This is a genomic window from Mycobacterium sp., assembly GCF_049280035.1.
GTDB lineage: Bacteria > Actinomycetota > Actinomycetes > Mycobacteriales > Mycobacteriaceae > Mycobacterium.
This window is the reverse complement of the sequence record NZ_JBAPPI010000017.1, coordinates 1-15,022: the sequence shown is the minus strand read 5'-3', so window position 1 is coordinate 15,022 and position 15,022 is coordinate 1. Positions and strand designations below refer to the sequence as shown.

Annotated in this window: 15 protein-coding genes and 1 pseudogene; 10 read left to right on the top strand and 6 right to left on the bottom strand. The window is 63.8% G+C overall.

Features of this window, described 5'->3' with window-relative positions; translation table 11 throughout:
- The first annotated feature begins 26 nt into the window (after positions 1-26).
- The 6 genes from WAN71_RS00630 to WAN71_RS00605 all read left to right on the top strand — a co-directional run bounded on the left by WAN71_RS00630 (position 27) and on the right by WAN71_RS00605 (position 7,077).
- Positions 27-1,649, top strand: coding sequence for a glycosyltransferase family 87 protein (locus tag WAN71_RS00630; RefSeq protein WP_422223476.1), 1,623 nt, complete (start codon positions 27-29; stop codon positions 1,647-1,649).
- Between the two features lie 85 nt (positions 1,650-1,734).
- Positions 1,735-2,025: a 30S ribosomal protein S6 gene (gene rpsF, locus WAN71_RS00625; RefSeq protein ID WP_422223475.1), complete on the top strand. Its 291-nt coding sequence runs from the start codon at positions 1,735-1,737 to the stop codon at positions 2,023-2,025.
- Between the two features lie 167 nt (positions 2,026-2,192).
- Complete coding sequence (locus WAN71_RS00620) at positions 2,193-2,726, top strand: single-stranded DNA-binding protein (RefSeq protein ID WP_422223474.1); 534 nt, start codon at positions 2,193-2,195, stop codon at positions 2,724-2,726.
- 30 nt (positions 2,727-2,756) lie between these two features.
- Positions 2,757-3,014: a 30S ribosomal protein S18 gene (gene rpsR / locus WAN71_RS00615; RefSeq protein WP_422223473.1), complete on the top strand. Its 258-nt coding sequence runs from the start codon at positions 2,757-2,759 to the stop codon at positions 3,012-3,014.
- A gap of 31 nt (positions 3,015-3,045) precedes the next feature.
- A complete protein-coding gene (gene rplI, locus WAN71_RS00610) occupies positions 3,046-3,504 on the top strand; it encodes a 50S ribosomal protein L9 (protein WP_422223472.1) in 459 nt (152 codons plus the stop codon).
- Positions 3,505-3,993: 489 nt separating this feature from the next.
- A complete protein-coding gene (locus WAN71_RS00605; RefSeq protein WP_422223471.1) occupies positions 3,994-7,077 on the top strand; it encodes a replicative DNA helicase in 3,084 nt (1,027 codons plus the stop codon).
- Between the two features lie 31 nt (positions 7,078-7,108).
- Here WAN71_RS00605 and WAN71_RS00600 read toward each other — a convergent pair whose 3' ends face one another.
- The gene (locus WAN71_RS00600) at positions 7,109-7,897 is read right to left on the bottom strand and encodes an ABC transporter permease subunit (RefSeq protein ID WP_422223470.1); all 789 of its coding nucleotides are present in this window, start codon (positions 7,895-7,897) and stop codon (positions 7,109-7,111) included.
- Positions 7,887-8,864, bottom strand: a complete 978-nt coding sequence (locus WAN71_RS00595) for an ABC transporter ATP-binding protein (RefSeq protein WP_422223469.1) — start codon at positions 8,862-8,864, stop codon at positions 7,887-7,889. The genes WAN71_RS00600 and WAN71_RS00595 overlap by 11 nt, the downstream gene beginning before the upstream one ends.
- A 67-nt stretch (positions 8,865-8,931) precedes the next feature.
- Here WAN71_RS00595 and WAN71_RS00590 point away from each other — a divergent pair, with 67 nt between their 5' ends.
- The 4 genes from WAN71_RS00590 to WAN71_RS00575 all read left to right on the top strand — a co-directional run bounded on the left by WAN71_RS00590 (position 8,932) and on the right by WAN71_RS00575 (position 11,408).
- Positions 8,932-9,567: a TetR/AcrR family transcriptional regulator gene (locus WAN71_RS00590; protein WP_422223468.1), complete on the top strand. Its 636-nt coding sequence runs from the start codon at positions 8,932-8,934 to the stop codon at positions 9,565-9,567.
- Positions 9,555-10,739, top strand: a complete 1,185-nt coding sequence (locus WAN71_RS00585) for an FAD-dependent oxidoreductase (protein WP_422223467.1) — start codon at positions 9,555-9,557, stop codon at positions 10,737-10,739. The genes WAN71_RS00590 and WAN71_RS00585 overlap by 13 nt, the downstream gene beginning before the upstream one ends.
- Positions 10,740-10,745: 6 nt before the next feature.
- Positions 10,746-10,880, top strand: a complete 135-nt coding sequence (locus WAN71_RS00580; RefSeq protein WP_422223466.1) for a hypothetical protein — start codon at positions 10,746-10,748, stop codon at positions 10,878-10,880.
- A 171-nt stretch (positions 10,881-11,051) separates the two neighbouring features.
- Positions 11,052-11,408, top strand: coding sequence for an HIT domain-containing protein (locus WAN71_RS00575; protein ID WP_422223465.1), 357 nt, complete (start codon positions 11,052-11,054; stop codon positions 11,406-11,408).
- 298 nt (positions 11,409-11,706) lie between these two features.
- On the opposite strand, the pseudogene WAN71_RS00570 reads toward WAN71_RS00575, so the two are convergent.
- The 4 genes and pseudogenes from WAN71_RS00570 to WAN71_RS00555 all read right to left on the bottom strand — a co-directional run.
- Positions 11,707-12,033, bottom strand: a pseudogene (locus WAN71_RS00570) (FHA domain-containing protein); the annotation flags it as partial.
- A gap of 103 nt (positions 12,034-12,136) precedes the next feature.
- Positions 12,137-12,616: a hypothetical protein gene (locus WAN71_RS00565; protein ID WP_422223464.1), complete on the bottom strand. Its 480-nt coding sequence runs from the start codon at positions 12,614-12,616 to the stop codon at positions 12,137-12,139.
- Positions 12,617-13,046: 430 nt separating this feature from the next.
- The gene (locus tag WAN71_RS00560) at positions 13,047-13,523 is read right to left on the bottom strand and encodes an SRPBCC family protein (protein WP_422223463.1); all 477 of its coding nucleotides are present in this window, start codon (positions 13,521-13,523) and stop codon (positions 13,047-13,049) included.
- 48 nt (positions 13,524-13,571) lie between these two features.
- Positions 13,572-14,879: a cytochrome P450 gene (locus WAN71_RS00555; protein ID WP_422223462.1), complete on the bottom strand. Its 1,308-nt coding sequence runs from the start codon at positions 14,877-14,879 to the stop codon at positions 13,572-13,574.
- Positions 14,880-15,022 lie beyond the last annotated feature (143 nt).

Below are 15,022 nucleotides of genomic sequence, written 5' to 3'. Positions count from 1 at the left end.
CCCTCGCCGAGACGGATCGCGCCGACATCTCGCCGCGGCGGCTGGCCAGTGATCTGCGCTCCGCCGACGACCGTGATTGCCCCAGCCGCACCGACTTTCTGGGGGCGGCGCTGTCGAATGTCATCGGCGGCCCGGTGGGCCGGCACGCGGTGATCGGGCGCACGACCTTCCTGACCCCGTTGCGGGTGATGTTTTTGATCGCGCTGGTGTTTTTGGCGCTGGGTTTCTCGACGAAAGCGGCGTGCGTGCAGAGCACCGGGACCGGGCCGGGGGAGGCGCGGGTCGCCAATTGGCAGAACCAACGCGCCTATTACGAGCTGTGCTACTCCGACACCGTGCCGCTGTACGGCGCGGAGTTGTTGAGCCAGGGCAAGTTTCCGTACAAGTCCAGCTGGGTGGAGAAGGACGCCGACGGCAAGCAACAGATCCGCTACGACGGCCGGCCTGCGGTGCGCTACATGGAGTACCCGGTGCTTACCGGGGTGTATCAGTACGTGTCGATGGCGTTGGCCAAGACCTACACCGCGCTGAGCAGAGTGACCGGGCTACCGGTCATCGCCGAGGTGGTGGTTTTCTTCGACATCGCCGCACTCGGTTTGGCGTTGGCTTGGTTGACGACGTTGTGGGCCACCGCGGGGCTGGCGGGCCGCCGGGTGTGGGATGCGGCACTGGTCGGCGCGTCTCCGCTGGTGATCTTTCAGATGTTCACCAATTTCGATGCGCTGGCAACGGCTTTGGCGGTTGGCGGGCTGTTGGCGTGGGCGCGGCGGCGACCGATGCTGGCCGGCGTGCTGATCGGGTTGGGTGTCGCGGCCAAGCTGTATCCGGCGTTGTTGTTGGGCCCGCTGTTGGTGCTGGGCATCCGGACCGGGCGCCTCGGCGAGCTGGCCCGCACCGCGGCCGCGACGGTCGCGACGTGGCTGGCCGTCAACCTGCCCGTGATGGTGCTCTTCCCGCGGGGCTGGTCGGAGTTCTTTCGGCTGAACGCCCGCCGCGGCGATGACATAGATTCGCTGTTCAACGTCGTCAAATCGTTCACCGGCTGGCAGGGTTTCGATTCGAATCTGGGTTTCTGGCAGCCGCCCCAGAGGCTCAACGAGGTTGTCTTGACGCTGTTCGTATTGTGCTGTGCGGCAATCGGTTACGTCGCACTAACCGCTCCGCGGCGGCCACGCGTGGCGCAGCTGGGTTTTCTGGTGGTGGCGGCGTTTCTGTTGACCAACAAGGTGTGGAGCCCGCAGTTCTCGCTGTGGCTGGTGCCGTTGGCGGTGCTGGCGTTGCCACACCGCCGAATCCTGTTGGCGTGGATGACGATCGACGCGCTGGTGTGGGTGCCGCGGATGTACTACCTCTACAGCGTGCCCAACCGCGGGTTGCCCGAGCAGTGGTTCATCGCCACGGTGCTGCTGCGTGACATCGCGGTGCTGGCCTTGTGCGCGCTGGTGGTCCGGCAGATCTACCGGCCCGAGGAGGATCTGGTGCGCTGGGGCGGACGGGTCGACGATCCGGCGGGCGGGGTGTTCGATCGGGCGCCCGATGCGCCGCCCAGCTGGCTGCCTGCCGAGCTGCGTCCGGCTCGGCTACGGCAATCGGCGCAGGCGAGCGCCGAGACCAAACCGGATTTCGCAAGCTCAGGCACCGTCCGGTAGCCTGGGTCGGTTGCCGACGCAGGCGACTCTCCTGCCACGGACAAGACCGTGGCCGCACACGACCATAGGAGGTGATGAGGTTCCCATGCGTCCATACGAAATCATGGTCATCCTTGACCCCACCCTCGACGAGCGCACCGTAGCTCCGTCGTTGGAGGCCTTTCTCAACGTCGTCCGCAAAGACGGCGGCACCGTGGACAAGGTCGACATCTGGGGTCGGCGCCGGCTGGCGTACGAAATCGCCAAGCATGCCGAGGGCATCTATGCGGTGATCGACCTTAAGGCCGCGCCCGCGACGGTGTCCGAACTCGACCGTCAGCTCAGCCTGAACGAGTCGGTGTTGCGCACCAAAGTGATGCGCACCGACAAGCACTGATGTTGATAGCCTGGCTTCTCCTCGGGCCGTCCTGGCCCGCATCGTCGCCAGGCGCCTGTTGGCGAATGATCGCGCCTCGTCGTAGCCGTTGCGTAGGCTCTGCGACAGCACGCTCTTGACCACCCACCTGCCGACGCTGGCAGGCCCACGAGGACCAGGAGGTCACTGTGGCTGGTGACACCACCATCACCGTCGTCGGAAACCTGACCGCCGACCCCGAACTGCGGTTCACGCCGGCTGGTGCCGCCGTGGCGAACTTCACGGTCGCGTCGACGCCGCGCATGTTCGACCGTCAGACCAATGAGTGGAAGGACGGCGAAGCGCTGTTCCTCCGCTGCAGCATCTGGCGTGAGGCCGCCGAGAACGTGGCCGAAAGCCTCACGCGCGGCTCCCGGGTGATCGTGCAGGGTCGGCTCAAGCAGCGTTCGTTCGAGACCCGCGAGGGCGAGAAGCGCACCGTGGTCGAGGTCGAGGTCGACGAGATCGGCCCGTCGCTTCGCTACGCCACCGCCAAGGTCAACAAGGCCAGCCGCAGCGGCGGCGGCGGTGGTGGCTTCGGTGGCGGCGGGGGCCAGCGTCAGCCGGCCCAGACCGTTGGCGGAGCCGCCGGCGGAACCGGCGGCGGCACCGGTGACGACCCATGGGGCAGCGCCCCGGCCTCCGGCTCGTTCGGCGGCGGCGACGACGAACCACCCTTCTAACTTCAGATCTAGAGAACGAAAGAGACAGAGATGGCTAAGTCCAGTAACAAGCGGCGACCGGCGCCGGAAAAGCCGGTCAAGACGCGCAAGTGTGTGTTCTGCTCCAAAAAGGGCCAAGCGATCGACTACAAGGACACACAGCTGCTGCGCACTTACATCAGCGAGCGCGGCAAGATTCGAGCGCGCCGCGTGACCGGAAACTGCGTGCAGCACCAGCGCGACATTGCGATCGCGGTCAAGAACGCCCGCGAGGTGGCGCTGTTGCCGTTCACGGCCGCGTCGCGGTAAACGGCTAACGCAGAACGGAATTGACGAACAGATGAAACTCATTCTGACATCCGATGTCGATCACCTCGGTGCCGTCGGCGACACCGTTGAGGTCAAAGACGGGTACGGACGCAACTTCTTGCTCCCTCGTGGCCTGGCGATCGTGGCATCGCGCGGCGCGCAGAAGCAGGTTGACGACATCCGTCGTGGCCGCGAATCCAAGCAAGTGCGAGACCTGGAGCATGCCAACGAAATCAAGACGGCAATCGAGGCGCTGGGCACGGTTGCGCTGGGGGTGAAGACCGCTGGCGACTCAGGCAAGCTGTTCGGATCGGTGACCCCGGGTGACATCGTCGTCGCGATCAAAAAAGCCGGTGGACCCAACCTCGACAAGCGCATCGTCCGGCTGCCCAAAGGCCAGATCAAGGCCGTCGGCAACCACCCAGTCACGCTGCACGTACACCCGGAAGTAGACGTCGAGATCGCACTCGACGTCGTCCCCGAGCGTTAAGGCGCGATACTCTACCCCGGTGGGGGCCCCAGCGGGGCCGCCATCGGGGGGTTGGTGTTGCTGCCCACGCTGGCGAACTTGCACACGAACGCGACTGTTAGCGAACGTAACCGTCCGTTAACGCCGCGAATCATTGCCTGAAACGCAACACGCCCGAAGTAGCAACCCGGCCCGACACGCCGAAGAGATTCCCATCCACACAAAGTGTGTAGTGGTGTGGTGCGCTTATCTGCAGTGATGTTGCAATGCCGCGAATTGCTCCACAAGTTCTCCACACCCCCTCAACACAGGTGCTCACGGATATGCACACACGATGCACAGGTCTATGAACAACCCCGTTTTGAGTCCTCGCCAGCAACCTTTAGCGTCGACCCGGGCGTGGGGTGATCGCGGCGCTTCGACTTAGGCGGTGTCGGTGGTGTGAGTTAGCGTCAAGTAGCCCGTATCGAATGTGCGTTCGAGCGTCGTGCCGGAGGAGGTGGGGAGGCTATGGCAGTCGTTGACGATCTAGGGCACCCCGGCATGGACGCGCCCAGCGAGGACTACGGCCGCCAGCCCCCGCAGGATCTCGCGGCCGAGCAGTCGGTGCTGGGCGGGATGCTGCTGAGCAAGGACGCCATCGCCGACGTGCTGGAGAAGCTGCGGCCCGGCGACTTCTACCGCCCGGCGCACCAGAATGTCTACGACGCCATCCTGGATCTCTACGGGCGCGGGGAGCCGGCCGACGCGGTGACGGTTGCCGCCGAGCTGGACCGCCGCGGCCTGCTGCGCCGAGTCGGCGGCGCGCCCTACTTGCACACCTTGATCTCGATGGTGCCGACGGCGGCCAACGCCGGCTACTACGCGGACATCGTCGCCGAGAAGGCGCTGCTGCGCCGGTTGGTGGAAGCCGGCACCCGGGTGGTGCAGTACGGTTACGCGGGCGCCGAAGGCGCCGATGTCGCCGAGGTGGTGGACCGCGCGCAGGCCGAGATCTACGACGTCACCGATCGGCGGCTTTCTGAGGACTTCGTCCCGTTGGAGGATTTGCTGCAGCCGACGATGGACGAGATCGACGCGATCGCCTCCAACGGCGGGCTGGCTCGCGGGGTGCCGACCGGGTTCACCGAGCTTGATGAAGTGACCAACGGCCTGCATCCGGGGCAGATGATCATCGTCGCGGCCAGGCCTGGGGTGGGCAAGGCACTGGCATTGGATACGCCGCTGCCGACGCCCGCCGGTTGGACGACGATGGGTGACGTCGCCGTTGGTGATGAACTGCTGGGCGCCGACGGACGGCCGACCCGAGTAGTAGCCGCGACCGAAGTGATGCTGGGTAGGCCGTGTTACGAAGTGGAATTTTCCGACGGCACGGTGATTGTCGCCGACGCTGAGCATCAGTGGTTGACGGGCTATGGCGTCCGTAAGACGACTCAACTGCGATGTGGTCTGGACACTATTGCCGCGGCCGGATCCATCGCGCGCTATGGAGAGCGTCCGGGCGCCACCACCTTGATGGCCCCGGCGCTGCAACTGGAGTCGGTGTGCCGCGTAGGCAGTGTTCCGGTGCGCTGCGTGGAGGTCGACGATCCTTCGCATCTGTACCTCGCCGGGCGCGGCATGATCCCGACGCACAACTCGACCCTGGGGTTGGACTTTCTGCGGTCGTGCTCGATCAAGAATCGGCTGGCCAGCGTCATCTTCTCGCTGGAGATGAGCAAGTCCGAGATCGTGATGCGGCTGTTGTCGGCCGAGGCGAAGATCAAGCTTGCCGATATGCGTTCGGGCCGGATGAGTGACGAGGACTGGACCAGGCTGGCGCGGCGGATGAGCGAAATCAGTGAGGCGCCACTGTATATCGATGACTCGCCAAATCTGACGATGATGGAGATTCGCGCTAAGGCGCGCCGTCTGCGGCAACGGGCTGATCTGCGGCTGATCGTTGTCGATTACCTACAGCTGATGACATCGGGAAAGAAAGTCGAGTCGCGGCAGATAGAGGTTTCCGAATTCTCCCGCCACTTGAAACTTCTGGCCAAGGAGCTCGAGGTTCCGGTTATTGCCATCAGCCAGCTCAACCGCGGTCCTGAGCAGCGCACCGACAAGAAGCCGATGCTGGCCGATCTTCGTGAGTCGGGATGTCTCACCGCGAGTACCCGCATTCTGCGGGCCGACACCGGCGCCGAGGTGACATTTGGTGAGCTGTTGGCGAGCGGTGAGCGCCCTCTGGTGTGGTCGCTGGACGAGCAGCTGCGTATGGTGGCACGGCCGATGACGAACGTCTTCCCCAGCGGCCGCAAGGAGGTGTTCCGGCTGCGGTTGGCTTCGGGACGTGAAGTCGAGGCCACCGGCAACCATCCGTTCATGACGCTTGACGGCTGGGCGCCGTTGGATCAACTGAATGTTGGCGATCGGTTGGCTGTGCCACGTAGCGTTCCTGAGCCGGTTGACACGCGGTGCATGGCCGATTCGGAAGTCGTCTTGTTGGCGCACATGATCGGCGACGGTTCATGCGTGAAGAACCAGCCGATCCGTTATGCGAGTATCGATGAAGCGAACCTTGCCGCCGTGACGATCTCGGCGGCGCATTTCGGCGTAACCGCGGTACGTGAGGATTATCCGGCCGCGCGGGTAACCACGTTGCGACTGCCAGCGCCATACCGCGTGGCGCGTGGACGTCGGAATCCGATCGCAGCGTGGCTGGATCGACTAGGACTGTTTGGACTCCGCAGTCACGAAAAGTTCGTGCCAAAAGACGTTTTCGCATTGCCAAGCGATCATGTCGCGCTGTTCTTGCGTCACCTGTGGGCCACCGATGGTTCGGTGCGATGGGATGCCAAGGTGGGCCAGGCGCGCATCTACTATGCATCGACGAGCCGGCGCTTGGTCGACGATGTCGCAGCGCTGCTCTCCAGGGTTGGAGTGTTCGCACGCATCAAACGGGTAAAGAAGGCTGGCTACCGCGACTCCTGGCACCTATACATCTACGGCGCGGAGAATCAGACAAGGTTTCTTCGACATGTTGGAGTGAATGGCGCCAGGGCAACGGCGGCGCAGGAGGTGCTCACCCATCTCGACGGCATCCTTCGCAACACGAATTTAGACACGGTGCCACGGGAGGTGTGGAAGCAGGTCAAGATCTCACTCGTGGGCCGGCAGATGACGCATCGCCAGTTCGCCGCGGCTATGGGTACGCAATTTTGCGGATCTACCATGTGGAGGCACGCGCCTAGCCGAGCACGCCTGCACCGCGCCGCGGCGTTGCTTGAAGATCTCGAGATTCATGCGCTGGCCACAAGCGATGTGTTCTGGGATCAGATTGTGGAGATTACCAGCCTTGGCGAGATGGACGTCTACGACGGGACCGTGGATGGCACACACAATTTCGTGGCCAACGGCATCAGCGTCCATAACAGCCTGGAACAGGACGCAGACGTCGTCGTCCTGCTACACCGGCCGGATGCCTTCGAGCGTGACGATCCGCGCGGCGGCGAGGCCGACTTGATTCTGGCCAAGCACCGCAACGGCCCAACCAAGACGGTGACTGTCGCGCACCAGCTGCACTTGTCGCGGTTCACCAATATGGCCCGCTAGGTGTAGCGTGAGTTGGCCGCCCGGGCTTTGTTCAGTGCACGTCGAGGCGGTTGAACGCGATTACGGTGGTGATGGCGAAGATTAGGGTTCCGGTGGCGAGCACGCCGGCCCAGGCGAGTGGTAGTCCGTGTGTGAGCTGGTTGTCGCCGACGGCGTAGAAGAACGGTGAGATGTAGCGGGCCGGGTTTAGCCAGTTGATGACGGGTGCCAGTGAGCTGATCAGATAGCTGATTGCCGCTGCGGCGGAGGTGATCCCCAGGGCCAAACCGCGGCTGCCGGTGGCAGCGCCGATCAGCAGGGCCAGGGCGCCGAAGAAAAGACCCAGCAGGGTGACGCCGACAGTGACACCGAGCAGCGAGCCGGTGGCGAGAGTCAGATCGAATCCGCGGCCGGGGAGCACACATAAGGCGGTGGCGATGGGGACGACCATTGCTTGTGCGAGCAGAGCGGTGAACTTGTCGAAGGTGATTGCGCGACGCGTTATCGGCAGGGTGGTGACCAGTGCGAGGGTGCCATCCTCGTCTTGGCCGGCGATGCAGGAGGCGCCGTAGCCGATGGTGGCCAGCAGCTCGATCAGCGGTACGAAGTTGGCGTAGAGGTTGGCGTTGAGCCAGCCGGGCGAGGACGTGAGGCTGCCGACCGCTCCGAGCAGTGCCGCGACGGGGGAGCCGTTGGCAGTGAGCTGATTGAGGCTGGTGTCGTTCTTAAATGAGGGAAAGAGCGCGACGACGATCAGCGCGTAGGCGGCGATGCCCAGTCCGTAGCCGATGGTTACGCGGCGCCGCAGTCGCAGGTCCAACAGTGCGATGTCAGCGGCCATGACTGGGCGCCTTTGCTGAGTCGGTGCGGTAGTAGCCCAGGAATAATTCCTCGAGTTCGGCTGGGCGGGCGGTCATGTCGACCGGTTCGAGGGCGACGGCCACTTGGAGCAGCGGCCCGATCGGCCCGGCGACGGACAACCGCACCCGCGTGGTGTCGGTGGATAACACCTGCACCCCGTCCAGGCATTGGAGCCGGCCGGGATCGACTGGGTGCGCGAAGCGGAACTCGACGGTCTTGGGGGCGCTGGCGCGCAGGTGCTCGACGGTGTCGGTGACGACGATGCGTCCGTCTTTGATGATGGCCAGCCGGTCGACGAGGCGTTGGACCTCGTCGAGGTCGTGTGAGGACAGAAAGACCGTGCGCCCCTCGTGGGCGGTCTCGCTTATCAGTTGGGCGAATTCATCTTGGAGCAGCGGGTCGAGTCCCGAGGTGGGCTCATCGAGGATCAGTAGTTCGGGCCGGTGCGCGAAAGCCAGTAGCAGGCCGATCTTTTGGACGTTCCCCTTGGACAGGGTGCGTACTGGGCGGTCGAGTTCGACCCCGAAACGGTCGACGAGCTCGTCACGATAGCGGTGGTCGATGTGGCCGCGGATCCGGGCGAAACGGTCGAGAACCTGACGTCCGGTCAGCCGCGGAAACAGAGCCAGCTCACCGGGCAGGTAGCCGACCCGTTCATGTATCTGAGCGCTGTGCTGGCGTGGGTCCAGGCCGAACAGTGCCGCGCGCCCGGCCGTCGCCCGATATAGGCCCAGCAGCAGGCGGATCGTTGTGGATTTCCCGGCGCCGTTGGGCCCCAGAAATCCGAACACCTCCCCGCGGTCCACCGCGACGGTGACGTCGGTGATCCCGCGGCGGCGCCCAAAACGACGGCTCAATCCCTGCGTCTCAATCACTGGGCCCACGGCCGGTTTCGATCCCGCGCCATGTTCACGATCATGTGGCCGCTTCACGCTGGCAAACGACATGTTCGCCTCCTAGATCGCGTGATCCGGCAGTCCAATATGGAGATGGGATTAGAGTACCATGATGAGCATGGCAGTACCATATGAGGCGACCGGACGGCGCAGCCAGAAAACCCGCACCCGCGCCGCGCTGGTGGCCGCGACTCGAGATCTGTTGGCGCAGGGGCTGATCCCCACCGTGGAGGACGCCGCCCACGCCGCCGACATTTCTCGCACCACCGCCTACCGGTATTTCCCGAATCAGCGGTCCCTGCTGGCAGCGGTCCACCCGGAGATCGAGGCCGCCTCACTGTTGCCCGATCCCGCACCAACCGACCCCCAAAGCCGGCTGGACATGGTGATCCGCGAATGTGCGCGGATCACCATGGACTGGGAACCCGAACTGCGCACCTCACTGCGGCTCTCACTCGAACCTGACAGCGCAGAGTTGCCGGTCCTGCGCCGCGGGCATGCCATCGCATGGATTGAGGACGCGCTGATCCCCCTGCGTCGCAGCCACCGCCACATCGACACGCACCGGCTGGCCATCGCCATCCGCGCCGCCACCGGCATCGAATCATTCGTCTGGCTCGTCGATGTAGCTGGCCTACCCCGAGCAGACGCCGCCGAAATGCTGTGCCAGACAGCACAAGCCCTCCTCACCAACGCCCTCACCATCCGCCCGGCGAACGCAGCAATTGGAGAGCCGATGTCATGCAGCAGTTGAAGGCAGCCGAACATGAGTCGTCGCCGAGAGCGCCGCGGATCCTCATCGTTGGCGGCGGGATCGCGGGTCTGACACTCGCTGCGGCGTTGCGACGCCGTGACATTGAACCGACCGTCGTGGAGAAGGTGCCGCGTTATGACGACGTCGGTTACCTGATTGGGCTCTGGCCGATGGGCCGTCGCGTGCTTGAGCGGCTCGATCTTGGCCGGCGGTTCGGCGAACTCACTGTCCCGGTGAACAATTACGTGGTCCACGCTGATCGCGGACGACGATTGCGCCGCTTCGATTTCGGCAATCGGCTCGGAGGCGACGTGCCGCGGGTCCTCAAGCGTGCTGCGCTGCTGGACCTGCTGCGGTCCTACGACGAAGGTATCGAGGTGCGGATGGCGTGCACCATCGATGAGGTCGAGCAGACCGATCAGGTTGTGCGGGTGCGCTTCAATGACGGCGAAGCCGCTGAATACGATCTGGTGGTCGGCGCCGACGGGATCGGATCTCGACTGCGCCGCCTGGTCGCCGGCGAGGTGTCGGTGCGCTCGACTGGATTGCGGCTGTGGAGCTGGTGGGCTCCGGACATCGAAACAGATGTCGTCGACGCGGTGCACGAATTTTGCGGTAAACGACGGTTTTTTGCGTACAACCCAACTACTGGACCACTCGGCTGCGCGGCGGTGCTGCAGTCCAACGGCGCGCCAGCGAGCCCGGCCGAGATGAAAACTCGCCTCGCCGGTATTGCCGGCCGCGCCGACTGGATCCTCGACAGCCTCGACAGCGTCCCACAGCTGGAGTGCTTCGACCTCGACGATCTGTGGATGGAGAACTGGGTGTTCGGCCGGATCGTGCTGATCGGCGACGCCGCAGCGGCGTTTCTCCCGTCGGCGGCTGTCGGGGCGTCGATGGCGATGGAGTCCGCGCAGGTCCTTGCCGAGGAACTGACAGGGATCGATCCAGCAGGCATCCCCGGCGCGCTGCAGCGATACGTGCGTCGGCGCCGCGCCCGCGTCGACACGATCCAGGGCTGGTCACGGTCGTTGGCACCCTTTATGATTCCACGGACCCGGATCGGCTACCTAGCGCGCAACGCGGCCCTGCGCGTGGTGCCCAAACGCTTCGTGACCGATGAGATCACCGAATGGTCCCGCGGCGGCACCACTGGACTGTCCAACATGTGACATGACGTGACTACCGACCAGGAAGCCGAACTCACCTCGGCGCAACAGCATCGGCGTGATGTGTCACACATGACGTGCGCGGGATCGTCCGCACAGGAGTGCTCGATCGGCGGCGTCGAAGCTGTATTGCTCGACGGTTAAGAGTCGGTGTAGCTCGTTGTCGCTCTTGCTGCAGCGCGTGAGATGTGCTCACTGCGTGCTCATAAGAGTTGAATCGTAACGATTTACGAAGCAGATATCGTGTCGGCTGGCATTGGGAACGCCGAACCGATGGTTCTTGAAAAGAGTTGACCACCCGCGTAGAAGTTGGCGATGAGCGAAAACTGCATCCTCTGCAGGGCCCGCGATGGTGGCGTGCCCCTTCCCAAGCTCTACGAGGACGATCTGGTGTTCGCGATCGATGTGCCGCCGGAAATGCCGTTCTACCTTGGGCCTGTGCACTTTCTGGTCATCCCGAACGAGCACGTTCCAAGCGCCTTGTATCTCACCGACGATCATGCCGCTCTTTCCGGCCGATTATTCGTCGTCGCCGCCAAACTGGCACGCGAGAGGCGCATCGCCGACAGCGGGTTTCGCTTGGTCACCAACGCGGGGCCAGATGCGAATCAGACGGTTCTCCACTTCCATCTGCACTGCATCGGCGGACGCAAATTGAAAGACGAATGCTAGGCCTGCGAGCCCCTGGTTTGTGACAACCGAAAACCGTTGGACGCCATCAACATATCCGCAGCCGGCGCCAGGCTCACATATGTTGAAAGATTCATGCATTAATGTTGTTGGTATATAAGCGATTTCAGCGCCATCCGCTCATTCTACTGGCGGAGTGCGCGTATTCCAACCGTGCGGTATTCCTCATCGCGGGCGCACTGGTGCCCTGCAAGGTCAGAAGCGATCATGTCGGCTCGGCAGCCTGCCTCGTCCTCAGCCGTCAAGCTGAGCTCCCCTCCAGAAGGCTGCCATCGCGCTCTTATCGGACCGTCGTGGTCACAGTCAGAAACACCAGCCGAAAACTGCCCATCTGGATTTCGTCGCCGTTGGACAGCACCGCCGAGTCGACCAATTCACGGTTGACATAGGTGCCGTCGAAGCTGTCGACGTCGACGACCTGGAAAGTCCGGTCTTCCCGCCGAAACTCGGCATGGTGCTGGCTGACGGTGATGTCGTCGAGAACAATGTCACAGTCGGCATGCCGGCCTACGGATGAGACGGGCCGATCCAGCAGGAACCTGGACCCGGCGTTGGGGCCGCGCTTGACGACAAGCAGGGCCGCACCTCTGGGCAGCCCTTCGACTCCCCAGTTGCTCACGTGCCGTTCCTATCGAATGGCCGTGGCCCCCGACGCATCCTGGAAGTGCTCGGCGCCATCGGCGAGTCCCCGACACTAACCTGGCAGTACGTCAGCGGAGCGCCACTTGCGGTGTCGGTACCGGTCCCTCGGCGCGGACGGTTTGGGTGCACCAGTCGTCGGTCTCCGACCGCCAGCTGACTAAGACGGCAACGCCAGTCCTACCGAGATCATCAACCGCGTTGTCCGGCCTGCCCTCAACGCGGAAACTGAGATAGCAGGGAAGCTCCGACGATGCGAGCATCCAGTCGGGGCGGCACGGCGGAACGCTGCGCGCTAGCCCGACGACTCGGTCATATGCGGTCACGCTGACGTCGTAGGCGGTGTCGTCCCCGATGTTCGCGACGTAGGCATGGTTGGGATCGGTGTCCCATCGACCAGCCTGCCAAACCACCCTTGGCCTGCCAGTCGCACCAAGGGCGGTCGAACGTCGCTGCTGTCTCAACCGCCGGTCGTAGGCGATGCCAAAGGGAAGCAGGACGGCCATCACGACCGCCGCTAACCCGATCACCAGTGACAGGACAGCGAACACACGACGATCGTAAACCCGCCATTGTGGGCGAAACCAGCACTGATAGCGCTCGGATCTGGGCCGTCCTACGGGGACGCTGCTGCCGGGTAGCACCCTGACACTGACTTGCTCGCTACCGCCGACAATGCTTCAGCTCGACTGGTCACCGTGGGGTGTCGATGGCTGGGGCCTCGCCGGGGGCCGGTGGGCTGGGCGACAGGCCATCCGTGATCCTCGACCGGCACCACGGACCACGCATCGCAACAGTAGAAGCGATTCCACTCAAAAGCGCTGATGCACAGCGTAAATCCGCCTATTTTACTGGCGGAGTGCACGTATTCCTAACGTGCGGTATTCATTTGGTACACCGCCGCTAGGCAATGTTCGTGATCTGGAACTGTCAATGCGAGGAGATGAGGGTAGCGGTCGCAGGTAATCGGTCGCAGAGGTCTTAGCGTTCGATGGCAGCCTTGATTCGCAGCAAGGTTTCGTGCATGTCGGCGCGCAATGCTGTTTTGCGGTCTGTGTCGCCGTACAGCGTGCTGATGACGAACCAGCCGAGAGCAGTGATTGGTTTGATGACGGTGTAGGACTCGATCACCCGGGTCGCACCACCTTCGGGTACGAACTGGTAGCGCCACTCGACGGTTCCCGCAAGTGGCACGGTGCGGTGAAATGCGAACTCGCGGGCGGGGTTGGCGATGGTGACCATGGGTTTGTTGCTGGGAGCGCGGCCGCGGCGCGGAATAGGCTGCGCCTTGAATCGTGCCCCCACTGTTGGCCCTGTGGCTCCGCCTATCCATTGAGCTCTGGCAATGTTGGGGCTGAATTCGGGTGTCCGGGTGATGTCGGTGACAAGGTCATAGAGTGAGGCGGGGGTGGCCCGGATGAGCAGGCTGACCTCGTCGTGATCGAGTTCCTGCCTCACTAGATCGGCGTCCTTCTTGGGATCATGATGTTCTGCATCGCTGTCACGTCAGCGGCCGTTCGGTCGTGTGACCGTTGTGGAGGTGACGCGCACGGGGATGTTCCGGTAGCCGTGCAGGTTTGCCAGTCCTCGCGGCGTGGGGGTTCCGGTGAGCTGTAGGTCGGGGAATCGTTCGAACAATGCCTGCAGCGCGATGGTCGCCTCCATTCGGGCCAGGCTGGCGCCGAGACAGGCGTGGACGCCGCTGCCGAAGGCGAGGTGGTCTTTGGCGTTGGCCCGGGTGATGTCGAATCGGTTGGGGTCGGGGAATATGGCTGGGTCGCGGTTCGCGCCGCCCAGCGGGAGCAGGACGATCTCGTGGGCGGCAAATTGTTGGCCGGCGAGTTCGAGGTCGCAGCCTGCGGTGCGAGATGTCATTTGCACGGGGCTTTCGAAGCGCAGGACTTCTTCGATTGCGCCCGACCATAGTTCGGGGTTGTCGCGCAGCGTCGCCAACTGATCGGGACGCTGCAGCAGCAGCACGATCGCGTTGCCGATCAGATTGACCGTGGTCTCAAACCCTGCGCCGGCCAACAACACTGCGGTGGTGGCGAGTTCACGCCGGGCCAGGTTTCCGTCGCGGATGATGTGGCTGAAGATGTCGTCGCCGGGCTCGCAGCGTAAGTGCTCGATGTGATCGCCGAACTCTTTGTCGGCTTCCCGAAGAGCGTCCATGGCGCGTCGAAACGTCTTCCACGACACGCCAACATCGAGCAGTGGTGCGCCTTGTTCGCCGCGCTCGAGCATCTGTGACCGCAGCGACTCAGGCACTCCTAGGACTTCGGCGATGATTTCTGCCGGCAGTGGACCGGCGAAATCGGCGACCAGATCCGGGTGCGGCCTGGCGGCGACCCGATCCAACAGCTCGTTGGTCTTCTCGACGATTCGGATGCGCAATTTGTCGATTGCGCGTGGGGTGAATGCGTGGGCAACCGGATGCCGGTAGCGGCTGTGCTCGGGCGGATCAACCTGGAGCATCGATGGGGGTTCAGCCGGGTTCGGTAGCTGCGGATCGGTGTGACGTATCAGCCACGTGATCGGCCTGGGCACGCCAGTGTTGGCGGGGCTGGTCACCTTAAATCTGTTGTCCCGCAATATGGCCCGGCAAAGCGCATGGTCGGCGGTCACGGATAGGAACGGTGTTCGGCTCACCGGGCCACGTGCGCGGATCTGCTCCAGCAGAGCAAGCGGGTCGCCACCGCGTTGCGGTCCCACAAGGAAGCGGGCAAGCGGGTCGTTGCGTCGTGCCTGTATCGCCAGGGCTGCGCGCGGGATGCCGTGGCTTAGCACCCATTGGATCCAGATGGTTGGTCGCATGGCCGCCACCCTTCATCGCTGCTCGCTATCGCGCCGGCGCTATCTTGCGATACGATTGAACGATAATCGTTTCGACGTTCTGCTCGTACGATACGACGACTCGAGCGATCAGACAAGGAGGTGCTCGACAACGTGACTCGCAC